Origin of the sequence: Paenibacillus salivarius, assembly GCF_051307165.1 — a bacterium.
In the GTDB taxonomy this organism is placed as follows: Bacteria; Bacillota; Bacilli; order Paenibacillales; family Paenibacillaceae; genus Fontibacillus.
In genome coordinates, this window is sequence record NZ_CP195592.1 from 1,034,690 (window position 1) to 1,051,760 (window position 17,071).

A 17,071-nucleotide genomic window follows, 5' to 3' on the forward strand; every position below is an offset into this window, starting at 1 on the left:
TTCGAAGGACTTACGATTTGGGACGCCGGCCGAAAATAAATTTTTGACCCAGAATCCCGATGACGAAAATAATAAGGCTGTCCCACGGGGAAACGGTAAAAGACGGCATAATCCGTCCGAGCAGCAATCCGACGGCGACGATACCGACGGCGATCCCGAGGTAAACGGCAAGCGATTTCGGATCGAATTTCCGCGGTTGGGGGTTCTCCTGGTGCTCATTGTTTTTTCTTGAGCCGGGACCGAGATAGCGGATAAACAACTCGACAAGTACGATCGACAGCCCGGCGATAAGCAGTAATGAAGCGCTGCTGATTAACGTATATTCCAGCTCGCCGCCGAACCATTTGCTGAAAAATCCGGTGATCATGTAAACGAAGAAGACCCAAGTCAGGGCGACCCAGGGAATCATCGTGTAGTATATGATTTTTTCCTTCGTGCTGCGGGGCTTCCGCATGTTGATGTCTTCCGCCAGCTGCTGGCAGTAAGCTTGAGCGTCAGGGCCGAACAGGTCTCGGGCGAATACGCCTTTCTCCTGATTTTTGATGATTTGTCTTGCCAAATCAAGCAGGACCTCTTCCCCTTTGGCTTCCGTCAGCGAACTCGTACCGGAGCGGATGTACATGACCATTTCCCCGAAATAGGCCTCGTTGGCCGGGTTCATTTGCTGCCTCAACAATTTTGTTTCATGAATCATCTCATGAATGTACAATGATTTCCTCTCCTCCCAAGCAGTACAAATCTGAACTTTTCTCCCAGTTTGATTGGGAATTTCCGATTTTCTCCAGTAGTATACTGCAATTTTTGTCATGTTCGCAAGGGACTTCGGAAATGTACGTACCACTAAGACCGAAGCATCAGGGTGTGTCTATTTCATGAACAGGGAATAAAAAAGGGGAGGTTGCGACGAAACTACAACAAAATGGCAAAGGAGGTACAGGAACTATGGACAATTATGATTCAGAGTTAACCCGCCGTTATTTGTTGAACAGCAATTCTCGCGGCAATCTGGAGGAAGTGTTCGGTGAGCATGAAATGATGGAATCCGCTCTGGGGGAAGATTTGTCCGACGAACGGGATGGTTCCGACGAAAACCTCACCTGGAAATATTTTGCCCAATCCTATGAATAAAACCGATTGACACGCCCTCCGAACGGATGCTAAGATAAGTTTACTTCATTTATTCTGATTAAACTTATCGGATTAATATAAAATAGCATTCGGAATCCAGGAGGGATCGGCCATGGAACGGCAAATCACGATTCATCATGAACATGAGCAGATTACGGCAAGCATTCATTACGCGGATGAAGCGGTGAAAAGGGAAAGCCGCTGCAAAGGGCGGGTACCGCTTGTCGTCATCTGCCACGGTTTTGTCGGCAGCCGGATCGGCGTGGACCGGTTATTCGTAAACACCGCCAGAGAACTGGCAAAGCAGGGAAACCTTGTCGTGCGGTTCGACTATATCGGCTGCGGCGAGAGCAGCGGAGAATACGGGAATGAGGGGATCGAATCCATGGTAGCCCAAACCCGTACCGTGCTGGATTACGCGCTCGGCATCAGCGACATCGATCCGACCCGGGTGACGCTGATCGGCCACAGCCTTGGCGGTGCGGTCGCTTTGATTACGGCGGTGCGCGACCGACGGGTCAAAAATTTGATCCTTTGGTCCTCCGTGGGATACCCGTTTAATGATATCGTCAAAATCACGGGGCGCAAAGTATACGACCGCGCCGTTCAACAGGGCTCCGCCGATTATTTGGGATATCGCCTCTCTCCCGTATTCTTCGAATCCTTGGGTACGTATCAACCGTTTCAGGAAGCCGTCAAATTTTCGGGAGATGTGCTCGTCATTCACGGGACATCCGATGAAACGATCCCCGTCGACTATGCGTTTTTGTTTCAGAAGGTGTTCTGGATGCGGCAGGAAGGCCGCTGCGATAAGGAGATCATCTTTCAGGCGGACCACACGTATTCTTCGGGCGAAGCCCGGGATCAGCTGATCCGCAAAACCTTGGATTGGCTCGGTGGATTGGAGGCCGCGCAAACCGACTGGCAGAACTGGATGATTTAACGGGATACGAAATTCAAATCATTTTGAAAAAAGTGGTAAATCGCTCGCTTTCGGGATAGAATGGAGATATATCCGGACCGTCTCGACAGGAGGTAGGTAAGATGGCTTAGCCTGCACTGTTTATCGCGCACGGGGCGCCGACCCTGGCAATCGAAAGCAACGACTATACGAATTTTCTCCGGCAACTTGGACGAGAAATGCTTGAGCCGCCGCGGGCTGTCGTTATATTTTCGGCCCATTGGGACTCGCCGGTCCAGCTAGTGACGGAAGATGAAGTCCATAAGACGATTCACGATTTTTACGGCTTTCCGGAAGAAATGTACCGAATACGCTATGAAGCGCCGGGTAGCCCGGAACTCAGCCAGGAGATCCGCTCCTTGTTCCATTCCGGAAATTTGCCGTTTCGGACGGTCTCGGGAAGAGGCCTTGATCACGGGGCATGGGTAATTTTAAAGGCGATGTTCCCGGAGGCCGATGTCCCGGTTGTAGCCCTATCCGTCGATTCCACACGCACGCCGGCCGAACAATACGCGATCGGTAAAATGATTTCCGATTTGCGTCAACGGAATGTGCTGATTATCGGCAGCGGGGGGCTCGTGCACAATTTGCGCTTGATGAACCGCTCGGGGGCCGAACCGTCCCCATGGGCGGTTCTTTTTGACGATTGGATCGGGGAGCAGTTGAGCAACTGGAATTTGCGCGCCTTGTTCGAATACGACAAAAAAGCCCCCCATGCGCGGGAGGCCGTTCCGTCATATGCGACCGAGCACTTTGCCCCGCTGCTATACGCAATGGGGGCAGCCGACCCGGATCGTCGGGCGCGGAAGCTTTTCCAGGATTACGAATACGGCAGTTTAAGTTTGAACTGCTGGAGATTCGGCGGGTAGGTCGAAACTGGACGGAGGAATTTACCGAAATGAGCGTCTACCGTAATCGTGTGAATTTCTCCGTCCAAACCTCCGCCGCAAATAAGGAAGAACGAAAGCATCGAGTCCGATCCGTCCGGCGTTAGCGCCGGCCACGACGATAAAAATCTCAAGCAACAGCATCTGCGGGTTCGTACTAATCGTTCCGGAGAACAGGAACGCAAAATTCATGACCATGCCGAATAACGCGGCTGTCCAAGTAAACAGACCCAGGATGAGCCCGAGCCCGACCAACACCTCTCCCCAGGGAACCAGAAAGTTGAATACTTCAACTCCAGGCAAGGCGAAATGCTCCAGAAAAGAGGCCCACCAGCCTTGCACTGCCGGATGTTCTCCTCCGCTTTTTTCGATGGCTCCGAGAAGATAGCCTTCCGCATCAAAGCCGCCCGTGATTTTTCCCCAACCCGAAGTCAGCCATTGATATCCAAGATAAATCCGGACAATAGCCAACAGCCATGCCGCAACCGTATTGCTCCTCAACCATTCAACAAACATGTACACCTCTCCTTTGGATCGTTACACAAAATATACTAATTTTTAAACAATTACACAAGGTTCGATCGACCGATCCTCAATATATCCTTTTCGCGGAGTCATGAATCGACGTATAATGAGAGCAACATTTAATATCCCGGAGGAATCATGATAAAACGATTATCCCGCACATGCCGTATCCTGCTGATGTTGTCCCTTTGCTTGCTATTCGTTTCGGGATGCGGCGGAAGCCGTGAGGCCGTCTCCAATATGGACGAGCCCGCGGCCCCCGTCGCTGCCGAGCCTGAGGTTACGCCCGTTCCGGAATCGGAACCTGAAGAAGTTTCACCTTACAAGGCACCGCTGACAGGCATGCCTCTTCAGGAGCCGCTCACCCGCCGCCCGCTGGCGATCATGGTGAACAATGCTCCGGCCGCCAGGCCGCAATCGGGCCTGGACGGAGCCGATATCGTATATGAAGTGCTCGCCGAGGGAGGGGTTACCCGGCTGGTGGCGATTTACCACAGCCGGGCGGATGGCGCGAAGATCGGTCCGATCCGCAGTATCCGGCCGTATATGATCGAGCTCGGAGAAAGCTATCACGGCGTCCTTGTCCATGCCGGCGCAAGCAATGACGCGTTCGCCATTCTTCAGCGTCAGCACAAGGAGGATCTCGACGAGATTACGAATGCCGGAGCCTATTTCTGGCGGGACAAGACGCGTAAAGCGCCTCACAATTTATATTCCAATGTGGAAAAGCTGATGGAGGGAGCCGCAAAGCGGAATTATGCGATCGAGGATGCGAATGTTCCGGCTTATCTTTTCCGGGACACGAAGGATAATGTCGAGGGAGAAGCGGCAAACTCGGTAGAGGTCAAGTTCCAGCTGGACAATTACAAGGTGAAGTACGAATACGATCCGCAAAGCAATTTGTATAAACGAAATATTAACGGAAGTCCGCATACGGACCTGGAGACGGGCGAAACGCTGACCGCGGCCAATGTCGTCGTGCTGGGCGCCGACCATAAGGTGCTGGACGATGTGGGCCGGCTGGCCGTCAACCTTGATCTTGGCGGCGACGCGCTTCTGTTTCAGGGCGGGAAAGTGATCCGCTGCCAATGGGTTCACGCTTCGGATGATGTGATCCGTTTGGTGAAAAACAATGAAGAGCTTCCGTTCGTGCCCGGAACTACATATTTTAACGTCGTCCCTAATGAGCCGAGCTTCGATAGTCACGTCACCATCGAATAAACGGATAAGAAGGGGAGCAAAAGGGTAAATATAAGCAAAGCAAGTATAAAGATTCGGTGAAATGTTTGCGACAATATTTCCTATAATATGACGAGTTGTGTTAAGATATTCTAGGTGTGTTACAGGAGTGTAAAACTACACATAAAGAAAAGGGGAACCCAGATGCGAGGGAAGAAAAAGGACATCTTTTTCGAAACTTTGGAGAACATGGCGGATACGATCGTACATTCCGCTGATTTTTTCGCCCAGCAAGTATCGGAATTTAAAGATGTGGAGCAGTTCGCGAAGCAAATGAAGGAATACGAATCCAAATGCGACAGCTACACCCACACCATTATAGTTGAATTGAACAAAACGTTCATCACTCCGATCGAGCGCGACGATATTATGAACCTGACGACGACGTTGGACGATGTCATGGACGGACTGGAAGCGACGGTATCCCGTTTCTTCATGTACCACCTGAGCGAGCCGGACGAGCATATCGTTCGTTTTGCGGAAATCCTGCGTAATTCGGCGTACGAAATCCAAAAGGCCATTCATTTGCTGTCTCAAAAGAAATTGCTGGCGATTCGCGAGCATACGATACGATTGAACGACCTGGAGAACCAGGGGGACGAGCTATTGAGAATTTGCATTAACGAATTGTTCGCCAAAGTGACGGACCCGATCGTACTGATTAAGAAAAAGGAAATTTACGAACGTCTGGAAACGACGACGGATGCTTGCGAGCATGTGGCGAATATGCTTGAATCCATTATTATGCGCAATTCATAAGCTAGGCCTTGCTTTTCAATCGATTTATCGGGAGGTTGGGATTGCGCGGATTCATATATAGAGAAACAAGATCTGTGCAAAAAACAATATGGATACGAGTTTACTTATTATGATCATAGTCATCATACTGGCTCTCGGCTTTGACTTCATCAACGGTTTCCATGATACGGCGAACGCGATCGCGACTTCGGTATCTACCCGGGCATTGAAGCCGCGGACGGCGATCTTGATGGCGGCGGTGATGAACTTTCTCGGTGCGATCATGTTTACCGGGGTGGCCAAGACGATCGGCGGAAGCGTGGCAGACCCCGCCAAGCTAGATAACGGGCTCGAGGTGCTCATAGCGACCTTGCTCGCTGCGATTATTTGGAACCTGATCACCTGGTGGTTCGGCATTCCTTCGTCATCGTCGCATGCCCTGATCGGCGCGCTGGCCGGAGCCGTTTTTGTCGGAGCCGGGTCGGAGAAGTTGAACTGGAGCGGCTTTATTACGATCATCGAAGGGTTGGTACTGTCCCCGTTGATCGCTTTTGTTGTCGGCTATATAGTTATGATGGTACTTAAGTGGATTTTCGCCAAACGCAGTCCGCATACGGTCAATAAAGGCTTTCGGACGATGCAAATCGTAACGGCGGCGATCCAAAGCTTCACGCACGGAACGAATGACGCCCAGAAAGCGATGGGGATCATCACGTTTGCGCTGGTCACGGCGGATTTTCAGGATCATATGGAGGTTCCGTTGTGGGTAAAATTGTCCGCGGCAACAGCCATGGCGCTGGGACGTCCGTGGGCGGATGGAAAATCATCAAAACGATGGGCACGAAAATTTTCAAAATCGAACCGATTAACGGCTTTGCGGCCGACATCACGGGTGCTACCGTAATCTTCGGCGCAACTCTGCTTCATTTGCCGGTGAGTACGACGCATGCCATCACATCCGCGATTCTCGGGGTCGGCTCCGCGAAACGCTTTTCGGCGGTGAAATGGTCGCTGGCGGGACGAATCGTTATCGCTTGGGTCATCACGATTCCGATCGTGGCCGTGCTTGCGGGATTGATATATAAGGTGCTCTTCTAAGAAAGAGACATATGACATATGACAAAAAAGCCAATCCGTCCAGGTTGGCTTTTATTCATATTCCATGCCGGAAACAGGAGGGATCGGCTTGCTGCGAATCATGGGCATTACGCATGATCACCAGGTGGAACCAGGAATACCGCTCGAAGCGGTCAAGGATTCTAAATACGCATGGAGCTGGGTGGACTATAATGAACCGACGCCGGAGGAAGCGGAGACGCTGGACACGTTTTTCGAATTCCATCCGCTGGCGATCGAGGATTGTCTGCACGTGCTGCAGCGCCCGAAGATCGATTACTATGAGGATTATCAGTTCCTTGTGCTGCATGCGCTGGATCCGGATACGCTCGGGACGACGGAGGTCAATTTGTTTATCGGGGACCATTTCCTGGTGTCCTTCCACCATCAAAGCACGAAGGGATTCGATGAGGCATGGGACCAGGTGCTAAACCGGTCGCAAAAGCGGAAAGCTTGGGCACGAAGCCCGTTTGCGGCGGCTTATTTGGTCATCGATTCGCTGGTGGATCAATATTTTCCCTGCGTGTATGCCGTGGAAGACGAGCTTGACGAGCTGGAAAAGCAAGGAGGAAGGGAATCCGTCGAGCAGCTGATGAACCAGGTGTTCGATTTGCGGAGCCGGCTGCTGAAGCTTCGGCGGACGATCGTCCCGATGCGGGATTTGATGTACCGGATTCTGAATTCCCAGCATGTGCAGCTGGATCGGGAACCTCGGGCTTATTTTGCGGATATCCATGACCATCTGCTTAAGCTGAGCGAAATGATCGAGACGGACCGGGAAATGACGGCCGATCTTCGCGATTCATATATATCGTTGAATTCCAACCGGATGAACGGGATCATGAAAACATTGACGGTCATCACCACCGTTTTTATGCCGTTAACGCTTATTGCCGGAATTTACGGCATGAATTTTGCCTATATGCCGGAGCTGCAGTGGAGATACGGCTATTTTGCGGTTTTGGGATTCATGGGCGTGCTTTCGGTTTGGATGATCCTTGCTTTTTTGAGACGGGGCTGGTTTAAATAAGACGCCGCCGCTGAAATCAGCGGCGGCGTTTGCCGGTCTTTTTGCGGCCCCGGGAACCGGATCCCGATTTGGAAGTACCCTTGCGGCTTTTTTTGCCGCGTCTGCGGCGCGGCCTGTATTCGTCCAAGGCTCCGCCGGAATTTCCTCCCAGCAGCTTAGCTCCTTTTTTTCCGGGAATCAAGCCGGCGATCATTTTGGCCATCGGGGCAAACTGCTGGACCGTCTGCATGACCTTTTGCACTTTGCCCATGGTGGACAGAATGCCCTCGATCCCGCCAAACTTTTCGATCATGCCTCCGAGATTGGCGAGCGAAAACCCGGATCCGCTGGTTGCCGCCGCTGTCGTGGTTTCCGTAGCCGCCGCTGCGGGCAGAGATAAGGAACTGCCTCCCTGGGCGAATGGAGCGAATGCGGAAGCCTCGGCCTTGAGCGGAGCCAAATCCAGGACTTCATAAGGGTTCAGCCCGGGATAATAATCCGTGGTGGGATAAGAAGGCGGCGTCGCGCTCCGGTGTGGCGATTGATAATGTGGCATCGTATCACTTTCCTTTTCTTATTTTGATCAAAAGATGACTTTTTGAACTACCGCTTTTAGGCGTTTGTATACAATACTGTATGTAGTCGATTGACCGGGTGTATAGACGAATGTCCCGGTTGTGGTAGGCAACCGCCGGATTTTGGGCGTTCTTTCTGTAATGCGTGAAATCGTTAATGCTTGAAAAGGGGTGCTCTGCTCGGGTACAATGGGATTGTGGTTCACAGTAACGGTAGGGGATGATATTCCAGTGCAACTTAAGAAGTTGAACGATAAAACGATTGATCAATTATTCGAAGCCATTCTTACCCTTAAAGACATCGAGGAATGTTATATCTTTTTTGACGATTTGTGCACGGTCAACGAAATCCAATCGCTTTCCCAGCGTCTCGAAGTTGCGAGAATGCTTGGAAAGGGTAATACGTACAATCAGATCGAAGCGGAAACGGGTGCCAGCACGGCTACGATTTCCCGGGTAAAACGCTGCCTGAATTACGGCAATGACGGATATAAAATGACGCTTGAGCGTCTGGGGCGTTAATCATGAATCGGCTCGATGGGCGTACCCAAACCGGGGTGCTGGTGATCAGTCATGGTTCTCCGGATCCTCATTGGGTCGCTTTGGTGGATGAAGCCGTCGCTATGGCGGCGGCCGATCTGCCAGTAGAATTGCCTGTGGAAGCCGCCTTTCTCGAAATCGTGGAAGGCCGGCTTATTCAGGACGGAATCGACCGGCTTGAAGAAAAGGGAGTGACGGATTTGATCGTCATTCCCTTGTTCGTGTCTTCGGGCAGCACCCATATCGACGAAATCGCATATGCCCTTGGCGTTAAGAGCACGCCGGAAAATGAAACCGATCTTACGCGTTTCCGCCTTTCCGCACGCGTGTTTTTTGGCGATCCGATCGACGACGACCCGGTCATCGCGCAAATGATCTGGGACAAGGTCAAGGAACTGTCCTTGCGGCCGGAGCGGGAAGTGCTGCTTCTGGTGGGGCATGGCAGCGTGCACGACGGATTTCGCCAGCGGTGGGAGCGGGGGATTTCCTCCTTGGCCGAACGGACCGGTAAGCTTAGCGGGTTGGCCCATGCCGACTATGCGCTGCTCAATCCGGACAGTGTCCGGGAGAAGGTCAGCCTCTGGAGCGAAGCACGCGGGCTTGATGTTCTCGTCGCGCCTTTGTTCCTAAGCGCGGGATACTTCACGAAGAACGCGATCCCTTCACGGCTGGAAGGCTTGACCTACAGGTATTCGGGCGACGCGCTTCTGCCTCATCCGCTTTTGGCTCGCTGGATGTCGGGGCAAATATTGAATATAATGGAGATACTGAATAAATAGCGATAAAAGAACAGCGATACATTCATCATATAAAAGATAACGGGTGGCGTTTAAGGAATGAAGAGAGCTAGGCTGATATATAATCCTACTTCCGGTCGGGAAGAAATGAGGCGTTTGTTGCCCGACGTGCTGGATCGGCTGGATCGGGCCGGGATTGAAACGTCCTGCCACGCGACGGCGGGGGAAGGCGATGCCACGCGCGAAGCGGCGGAGTGCTGCGAGCGCGGATACGACATCATCATTGCCGCGGGCGGTGACGGGACGCTGAATGAAGTCGTGAACGGCATGGCGGGGGCCGCGTTGACGGTCGGCAAGGAGAACTTGCCTCCGCTGGGCATTTTTCCGCTGGGGACGACCAACGATTTTGCCCGCGCGATGAAGATTCCGAAGCGCTGGGAGGATTATTGCGACCTGGTGATCGAAAACAAAACGCGCCCGATCGATATCGGCAAGGCGAACGGACGCCATTTCATCAATATCGCCGGCGGAGGCTCGTTAACCGAGCTAACCTATGAGGTGCCGAGCCGGTTGAAGACGCTGATCGGCCAGTTGGCTTATTACATGAAGGGCATCGAGAAGATGGCCAGCCTTTCGCCGACGCAGCTCATCATCAACGCCGAAGGCCATGATACGCTCGAAGGCGAATTCATGATGTTCCTCATCGCGAACAGCAACTCTGTGGGCGGCTTCGAGAAGCTGGCGCCGGGAGCGCAAATCGATGACGGCATGCTGGACGTGATCGCCGTCAAGAAGTGCAACCTCGCGGAATTCATCCGCCTGGTGACGATGGCGCTGCGCGGCGACCATTTCAACGACCCGCACGTCATCTATTTCAAGACGCAGCGGATGGAAGTCACGTCCCCGGACAACGTTCTGCTCAATCTCGACGGCGAGCTCGGGGGCGAGCTGCCTGGCGTGTTCGAGATTTTGCCGTCGCATTTGCAAATATTTGCTTGATGGAGAGTATGCAGGGGGCGGCTGACTGGTGTCTAGCTGGCATTTCCCAAGAGGCAGTCACACACTAAGCCAAACCGGGCCCTCCCGGAACTTCCCGGCAACGGCGCGGTTCCAGGTCCTTGTTGACGGAAACGGGTCGGCTGGCTCCGGCATGCAGAATATGTGCTCAAGTGAGGCCCACTTGCCGGAGTAAAAGTAACCTTTATCATTTTTACCGCTGCCATGATGTTCGTGGCTCAAAACTGGATCTTTCGGAGAAGTGGATGCGGTCTGGTTCTGAGGTCAAAGTAAAGAAGCAACTGTTTTCGGGATGGATCGCGCGCACGGCTTGATTGGAAAAAATCCAATCATCTCCCTGATTTCGGTGCGATTGTCGTAGCTTCGTTGGAAAATATCCAATGAAATTGGCGGGAATTGACCGTCAGTTGCTCTTGGAGGAGGTTTTGGTTGGACTTTTTCCAATCAAGGGTTGATCATACTGTGAAATCTACGGGAATCGTTGGATTTTTTCCAATGAAGCATTAGAGAAAAGCGTGAATTTGAGCTTAAAACGAATGCGGTTCGCCGACAATTTGGATATAGAGTCAGTTCGATGAGTTCCCCTGCCGAGCCGGCGGGGGTTTTGTGCGAAAGAACGAAGTGGAAATGAGGAAATATGGCATGAAAAAACAGCAGGGAAAACCGCCGAAAGCCGGGCGCCATAGACATCAAGAGGGCCGGGCCGGGCGCGGACAGGCTAAGGCCTCGAAGGAGATCGATATCGCCGGATTGCCGGTCGCCAAAAACGATGAAGCCGTGATCGACATCATCGGGATGAATCATGACGGCGAAGGCGTGGGCCGGGCGGAAGGCTACACGTTGTTCGTGCAAGGGGCACTGCCCGGGGAAAAGGTCCGGGTCAAAGTGCTGAAGACGAAAAAACAGTACGGCTACGCCAAGCTGCTGGACGTGCTGGAGGCGAGCCCGGACCGCGTCGCGGCGCCGTGTCCGATCTACGACCAATGCGGCGGCTGCCAACTGCAGCATTGGAGCTACGCCGGGCAGCTCGCCTGGAAGCGCCAGCACGTCGTGGACGCGCTGGAGCGCATCGGCAAGCTGCGCGTCGCGGGCGGTTCGGCCGGCGCTGCGGCCGAGGCCGAGCTCGATGCCGCGGCCGGAGAGCCCGGCATCGCCGTGCTGCCGACGCTGGGCATGGCCGAGCCTTGGCGCTACCGCAACAAGGCGCAGGTGCCCGTCGGCGTCACGGACGGCGCGCTCGTCGGCGGCTTTTACGCCCGCGGCAGCCATCGCATCGTCGATATGGAAACGTGCTTGATCCAGCACGAGCATAACGACGATGTCGTCGCGCACGTCAAGGCGATCGGCCGCCAGCTTGGCGTCACCGCCTATGACGAAGAGACCGGGCGTGGACTGCTCCGCCATGTCGTCGTGAAAAAGGCGTTCCGCACGGGCGAGATGATGCTGGTGCTCGTGACGAACGGGCGGGACATCCCGCATGCCGACGCTTGGGTCGGCTTGATCCGGGAGCAAATCCCGCATGTGGTCAGCATCTGCCAGAACGTCAACACGAAGCAGACGAATGTTATCTTCGGAGACGAAACCCGTGTCCTTTGGGGACGCGACGTGATCTATGACTATATAGGCGACGTGCAGTTTGCCATCTCGGCGCGTTCTTTTTACCAGGTCAATCCGGTTCAGACCGAGGTTCTGTATGGAAAAACGGTGGAGTACGCAGGCCTTACGGGCCGCGAGACCGTCATCGACGCCTACTGCGGCATCGGCACCATCTCGCTGTTCCTCGCTCAGCATGCCGAACGGGTTTACGGCGTGGAAATCGTCAAAGAGGCGATCGAAGACGCCCGCGCCAACGCCGAACTCAACGGCATGAAGCACGTGGAGTTTGAAGTGGGGGCTTCGGAAGACGTCATCCCCCGCTGGAAAGAGCAGGGTATCGAAGCCGACGTCATCGTCGTCGACCCGCCCCGCAAAGGCTGCGACCCGCGCCTGCTGGAGACGATCCTGGAAATGAAGCCGGAACGGGTGGTGTACGTGAGCTGCAACCCGTCCACCCTGGCGCGGGACCTGCGCATCCTGGAGGATGGCGGATACCGGACGGTGGAGGTGCAGCCGGTGGATATGTTTCCGCATACGGTGCATGTGGAGTGCGTAATAGGAATGCAACGAATCGATACGTAGAAATCCTTTATTTTCAACACTTTGTGCGTTTTATGACTTTCACGGCAGACGGCAGCGACTTCAAAAATAAGGTGCTCAAAGATAAAATTGAGGTTTCCGTCGTTTTGGACCTGGATTTGGATGTCGGGTGCGTAGATATGTTGAATTCATAGGAATAAGTTAACGGATCAGCTTCGAAAATGGAGTAGCTGCAACATATGAATATACAAGAGAACACCCTTTATTGCGGTGTTTTCTTTTTTATAATCTGGCGAAGCGTTAGTACGTTGCGATCTAGCAGGATATCCAAGCAAACAGTCGAGTTACAACATGCCGGTAGGCTGAAGTAATGAGGTTTGGGAGAAAGAACTTGCATGGACAAAAGTATGTAGGGACAAGAACATGCAATTCAAGAACTTTTTTGTCAATTTTTCGGTTTCGTTTAGTAACATTAGCAATTAAAATAGGAAATAAGTCTAAGTAAAAATTTCCTAATGGCAGGCTGACCTCAACGTTCGTTTTCCCGATATGCATTAAAGGGAGGAGGAAATTTTATTCGTATTGAATCCCTTAGGGTTGACGATCGTATGTTTTTCGGTAGCGAGGAAGTCGTAATCCTAAAAATTTATGCGCCATTTCATTTGGCTAAAGTTAAATATAGCTCGTCTTCCATGACTTTTATGGTGGACATATGTGCTCTACAAAACCATTCCGATTTGAGCAGTTCGATTTCTATTTCAATTTTTGGTGAGGTGCCTTGATGCTAGAATTCATAGATAGCTATCTGACGGGTGACGCTTGGGAAGAACTTTGCAAATCATGTTTCAGGATGAAATACCACGATGAACATTTTACCGAAATACCGGCTGTTCATGGTGGAGACGGAGGGATTGAGGGATTCACTCGAACGGGAAGAGTTTATCAATGTTATTGTCCGGAACGGGAGTATTCAGATGATGAACTGCATAATCATTTGAGAGACAAAATGACAAAAGATATTAAAAAACTAGTCTCTTTGCAGTATGCAACGCGCTTAAAGGAATTAGGGGTACTAAATATTAAGGAGTGGCATTTTGTTGTTCCGAGATTTAAAGATTCTAGGATAGTGGCACATGCGGAGACGAAGAGGAAAGAAGTACTTGCTCTAAAGAAAAACAATCCCAAGGCCTATGACTATATTGATGATGGTTTTGCAATCATAATCAAGACAGCCGAGGATTTTAAGGTCGAGATTTCTCGGATTATTAGAACTACAATCACCGACGTTAAACTAAATTTTGCTATATTTCATGTGGGTAAGCCAGATTGGTCCAAGTGTGATTCGGAAAAGGCTGCAAACATTAAACGAAAGGTAAAGGCTGTATTGGGGGACGTTGATGAGTCGGATGAGGACTTTAATGACTTAGTCAATATGTATATCGAAGCGTATATTAACGGACTAGAGATTCTCAGAATCCTTCGAGAGGGCTATCCGGAAGTTTTCGAAGATATACATATGCTAGAGCAGTCGTATAAGAAACAAGTAAAAATGATAACCAGAATGAATTCAGACAGTTCAATGAATTCAAAAGTATTCAATGAAATACTAAATGATTTTCAAAATAAGCTAGAACAACAATTTAAATATCTCAATGCAGCCTCAATTATGGAATTAAAATTGGACTTAATAAGTGGTTGGTTAGCAGACTGTTCCATGCAATTCAAGGGTAGGTGAAGATGTGGACAGAAACTATGTACTTACTGATGAGATTATATTTGACGCTAAACCTGATGCTGTGCCGTTTAATTACCGTATTAGCTATAAGATCGCACAGCTTAGTCTTATTTTGGAATTAAATGCACGTGGTGGATGCTCATTAATGAAATTGCAGATGATTGCAAATGCATTAAGTACGATTAGCGATAGGGAAAAGTTGTGGGACTTTGTGAATAACGGCTCAAATAATTATACGGTCGTAAGGTTTGATCCAGCAGTAAACCGTGCAGTGAAGTATGCAATTGCTGAGGGGTTATTTAATCAACAGAAGAATGGTTTGTTTCGCCTTGCAAAAAAGGGAAAGGAATTCATTAAGGTAATTATGAAGGATCCAAGCCTTCTAAGCTCTGAGAAGAAGTATTTATTTTTGCTGTCTAATAAACTAACCGAAGAAAAAATCAAGGAGCTAACAACATTCTGGAGGTACACCGATGTTGAAAATAAATAGATTAAGAATAGAAATAAAGACAAAAGAAAAGGTTTTTGGATTTGACGAAACGTTTCAGTCGGGATTGAACCTAATTGCGAGCGATGATAATACCCGTGGTAAAAGCTCGATAATTGCAATGATTTATTATTGCTTAGGATTTGAGGAGATTATTGGTGGACGCGGTGAGAAGGTACTTACCGCAGCTTTTAAATCAATTATTGAAGAAGGGGAGAATGTTTGGACTGTACTTGAATCAGGGGCATATTTGGAAATAACCAATGGTATTGAAGTTATTACCATTTTCAGAGCAGCTAAGATGGAAAATAGGGATAATCGATTGATTAGTGTCTACTACTCAGACATGGAAAACATTCACCGGCAAGATACGCTGATGGAAGATATGTATGTGCATATGCCTAACGCTGCAAATAATAAGAAGGGCTTTCACAATTTTTTGGAAACGTTCTTACACTTTGAATTACCTCTTGTACCTGCTTCAGATGATGCTGTCAGGAAATTGTATCTTCAATTGATATTTTCTGGGATGTTTATAGAACAAAAGCATGGTTGGGCAGATATTTTAGCCGGAATGCCTATACTTGGGATTAAAGAATCAAAGAAGCGCGTGATAGAATTCATTTTAAACTTGGATACGCTGGATAATGAAAGAAAAAAAGATCAATTACGTTCTGAAGAAGATAATATTAAAAAAGAGTGGACTACAGTTGTAAGGGACATCACGCTGTTAGTAGAAAAGGAAGCCTGCAGCATTACAGGGCTACCGCTTTCCCCAAAAATATTAACTGACTTAGATTATTCAAAGATTACAATTCAAAAGGGTGGCGTACACATTGATGAATACATAAATGACTTAACTGAAAAGTACAATGATCTGCAGGCACTGAAACCTAGAATAATCGATAACTTTGAAGAGCTTCAGATCGAACTTAACGAAACCGAGGTAACAATACGTGAATATGAAAGGGATATAACTAAACTAAGAGATCTTTTAGATTCCGAACATATTAGTATTAGGCGATTACAAAATAATCTCGAGATCATCAAAACGGACATTAATAACAATAAGGATGCTGCACGTCTTCGAAATCTCGGATCAGGGCTCGACCTCTATACTTCTAAAGATATTTGTCCTACTTGCCATCAAGACATTGCAGACACATTACTTCCGCTTCCGAATCACATGCCGATTATGAGTATCGACGATAACATAAGACATTTAAATGCTCAGAAGGACATGCTTGAGTTTGCGATGTTAAGTCATAAAAGCAATAGTGAGCAATTTCAAAGCAGCATTAATCTTTTGGAAGGGAATCTATTTAAACTTCGGAGTTTGGCTAAATCGTTACGTAGTGATTTATACCAGACAAATGATAGCTATTCAGAAGCGATTGTCTATAAACGTTTAAGTATTGAATCCGAAATAAGTAATTTAAATAAATTATTGGATTTCTATTCAAATCATAAAGTTACCCTTGAAATTTTATCAGATAGATGGAAGGATTATCTTGAGAAGAAAGCCGCATTGCCTGAGAATAAGTATTCTCAGAAGGATCAGATTAAACTCAATCATTTACAAGAATACTTTGTTGATAATATAAGAAAATTTGGATACAAAAGTGTTTCAAATTTAAACCAGGTGGAAGTCTCGAAGGAAAATTATTTGCCGGCAATAGAAGGGTTCGATATGAAGTTCGATTCATCGGCAAGTGATAACATTAGAGCAATTTGGGCTTTTACTTTGGCGCTACTACAGGTTTCTTCGAAAGATTCAGGGAATCATCCTGGAATACTAATTTTTGACGAGCCAGCACAACACAGTATCGTCGTAAATGACATGGAAGAATTCCTCACTAGAATTATTAATGACTTCAATAAAAATCAAGTAATTATTGGAATTACCGTAAAGGATAGTGATACTCGCAGAGTGGTTAGTGAACTTCCAGAAGGGAAATATAAATTAATTATGGTACCTAATAAAGCATTCCAAAAAATCGACAAAAGTCTGTAGGAACCAGCTTCTCCGAGAATAACGTGAGTGACCAATCCAAGTCCACGGCTCTATCGTGTGCTTAATGTATAGTGGCAGAATAACAAAGTGTTATTTTCAATTTCCAAGATTGATATTGACTTTATTACTGGAAAGAGGTTATTTGCCCACAAAAGGGTTCGCTGTACCTCAGGCCTTTGGTGATATTCTTATTGAGCTTCGGTGTTGTATTAATTAAGGAATATCCA

The 17,071-nt window shown here is 49.2% G+C and carries 16 protein-coding genes and 1 pseudogene; 14 read left to right on the forward strand and 3 right to left on the reverse strand.

Annotated features, from left to right (window positions below; genetic code table 11):
* Nucleotides 1-10 precede the first annotated feature (10 nt).
* Nucleotides 11-709 carry a DUF1129 family protein gene (locus ACSFXJ_RS04700; RefSeq protein WP_435924076.1) on the reverse strand — a complete coding sequence of 233 codons (699 nt, stop codon included), beginning with the start codon at nucleotides 707-709 and terminating at the stop codon, nucleotides 11-13.
* A gap of 233 nt (nucleotides 710-942) precedes the next feature.
* Here ACSFXJ_RS04700 and ACSFXJ_RS04705 point away from each other — a divergent pair, with 233 nt between their 5' ends.
* The 3 genes from ACSFXJ_RS04705 to ACSFXJ_RS04715 all read left to right on the forward strand — a co-directional run bounded on the left by ACSFXJ_RS04705 (nucleotide 943) and on the right by ACSFXJ_RS04715 (nucleotide 2,958).
* The gene (locus ACSFXJ_RS04705) at nucleotides 943-1,128 is read left to right on the forward strand and encodes a hypothetical protein (RefSeq protein WP_435924078.1); all 186 of its coding nucleotides are present in this window, start codon (nucleotides 943-945) and stop codon (nucleotides 1,126-1,128) included.
* Between the two features lie 112 nt (nucleotides 1,129-1,240).
* Nucleotides 1,241-2,071, forward strand: a complete 831-nt coding sequence (locus ACSFXJ_RS04710; RefSeq protein ID WP_435924079.1) for an alpha/beta hydrolase family protein — start codon at nucleotides 1,241-1,243, stop codon at nucleotides 2,069-2,071.
* A gap of 116 nt (nucleotides 2,072-2,187) precedes the next feature.
* Nucleotides 2,188-2,958: a dioxygenase family protein gene (locus tag ACSFXJ_RS04715; protein WP_435925674.1), complete on the forward strand. Its 771-nt coding sequence runs from the start codon at nucleotides 2,188-2,190 to the stop codon at nucleotides 2,956-2,958.
* 21 nt (nucleotides 2,959-2,979) lie between these two features.
* On the opposite strand, the gene ACSFXJ_RS04720 is transcribed toward ACSFXJ_RS04715, so the two are convergent.
* Nucleotides 2,980-3,492, reverse strand: coding sequence for a DoxX family membrane protein (locus tag ACSFXJ_RS04720; RefSeq protein WP_435924080.1), 513 nt, complete (start codon nucleotides 3,490-3,492; stop codon nucleotides 2,980-2,982).
* A 147-nt stretch (nucleotides 3,493-3,639) separates the two neighbouring features.
* Here ACSFXJ_RS04720 and ACSFXJ_RS04725 point away from each other — a divergent pair, with 147 nt between their 5' ends.
* From ACSFXJ_RS04725 to corA, 4 genes and pseudogenes are all read left to right on the forward strand, one after another.
* A complete protein-coding gene (locus ACSFXJ_RS04725; protein WP_435924081.1) occupies nucleotides 3,640-4,722 on the forward strand; it encodes a DUF3048 domain-containing protein in 1,083 nt (360 codons plus the stop codon).
* A gap of 162 nt (nucleotides 4,723-4,884) precedes the next feature.
* Complete coding sequence (locus tag ACSFXJ_RS04730; protein WP_435924082.1) at nucleotides 4,885-5,499, forward strand: DUF47 domain-containing protein; 615 nt, start codon at nucleotides 4,885-4,887, stop codon at nucleotides 5,497-5,499.
* An 88-nt stretch (nucleotides 5,500-5,587) separates the two neighbouring features.
* Nucleotides 5,588-6,576: pseudogene (locus ACSFXJ_RS04735) on the forward strand (anion permease).
* 88 nt (nucleotides 6,577-6,664) lie between these two features.
* Nucleotides 6,665-7,624 (forward strand): magnesium/cobalt transporter CorA, encoded by a 960-nt coding sequence (corA, locus tag ACSFXJ_RS04740; protein WP_435924083.1) that lies wholly within the window; start codon nucleotides 6,665-6,667, stop codon nucleotides 7,622-7,624.
* 16 nt (nucleotides 7,625-7,640) lie between these two features.
* On the opposite strand, the gene ACSFXJ_RS04745 is transcribed toward corA, so the two are convergent.
* On the reverse strand, nucleotides 7,641-8,159 hold the full coding sequence (locus ACSFXJ_RS04745) for a hypothetical protein (RefSeq protein WP_435924084.1): 519 nt from the start codon (nucleotides 8,157-8,159) through the stop codon (nucleotides 7,641-7,643).
* Between the two features lie 250 nt (nucleotides 8,160-8,409).
* On the opposite strand from ACSFXJ_RS04745, the gene ACSFXJ_RS04750 reads away from it, so the two are divergent.
* The 7 genes from ACSFXJ_RS04750 (at nucleotide 8,410) to ACSFXJ_RS04780 (ending at nucleotide 16,844) form a co-directional block, all read left to right on the forward strand.
* The gene (locus ACSFXJ_RS04750) at nucleotides 8,410-8,700 is read left to right on the forward strand and encodes a YerC/YecD family TrpR-related protein (protein ID WP_435924085.1); all 291 of its coding nucleotides are present in this window, start codon (nucleotides 8,410-8,412) and stop codon (nucleotides 8,698-8,700) included.
* A 2-nt stretch (nucleotides 8,701-8,702) separates the two neighbouring features.
* Nucleotides 8,703-9,497 (forward strand): sirohydrochlorin chelatase, encoded by a 795-nt coding sequence (locus ACSFXJ_RS04755; RefSeq protein ID WP_435924086.1) that lies wholly within the window; start codon nucleotides 8,703-8,705, stop codon nucleotides 9,495-9,497.
* A gap of 57 nt (nucleotides 9,498-9,554) precedes the next feature.
* Nucleotides 9,555-10,454 carry a diacylglycerol kinase gene (locus ACSFXJ_RS04760; protein WP_435924087.1) on the forward strand — a complete coding sequence of 300 codons (900 nt, stop codon included), beginning with the start codon at nucleotides 9,555-9,557 and terminating at the stop codon, nucleotides 10,452-10,454.
* A 660-nt stretch (nucleotides 10,455-11,114) separates the two neighbouring features.
* Complete coding sequence (gene rlmD / locus ACSFXJ_RS04765; RefSeq protein ID WP_435924088.1) at nucleotides 11,115-12,650, forward strand: 23S rRNA (uracil(1939)-C(5))-methyltransferase RlmD; 1,536 nt, start codon at nucleotides 11,115-11,117, stop codon at nucleotides 12,648-12,650.
* Between the two features lie 739 nt (nucleotides 12,651-13,389).
* The gene (locus ACSFXJ_RS04770) at nucleotides 13,390-14,343 is read left to right on the forward strand and encodes a hypothetical protein (protein ID WP_435924089.1); all 954 of its coding nucleotides are present in this window, start codon (nucleotides 13,390-13,392) and stop codon (nucleotides 14,341-14,343) included.
* Nucleotides 14,344-14,347: 4 nt separating this feature from the next.
* Nucleotides 14,348-14,833, forward strand: a complete 486-nt coding sequence (locus ACSFXJ_RS04775; RefSeq protein ID WP_185177573.1) for a hypothetical protein — start codon at nucleotides 14,348-14,350, stop codon at nucleotides 14,831-14,833.
* Nucleotides 14,817-16,844: a hypothetical protein gene (locus ACSFXJ_RS04780; RefSeq protein ID WP_435924090.1), complete on the forward strand. Its 2,028-nt coding sequence runs from the start codon at nucleotides 14,817-14,819 to the stop codon at nucleotides 16,842-16,844. The genes ACSFXJ_RS04775 and ACSFXJ_RS04780 overlap by 17 nt, the downstream gene beginning before the upstream one ends.
* Nucleotides 16,845-17,071: the final 227 nt, after the last annotated feature.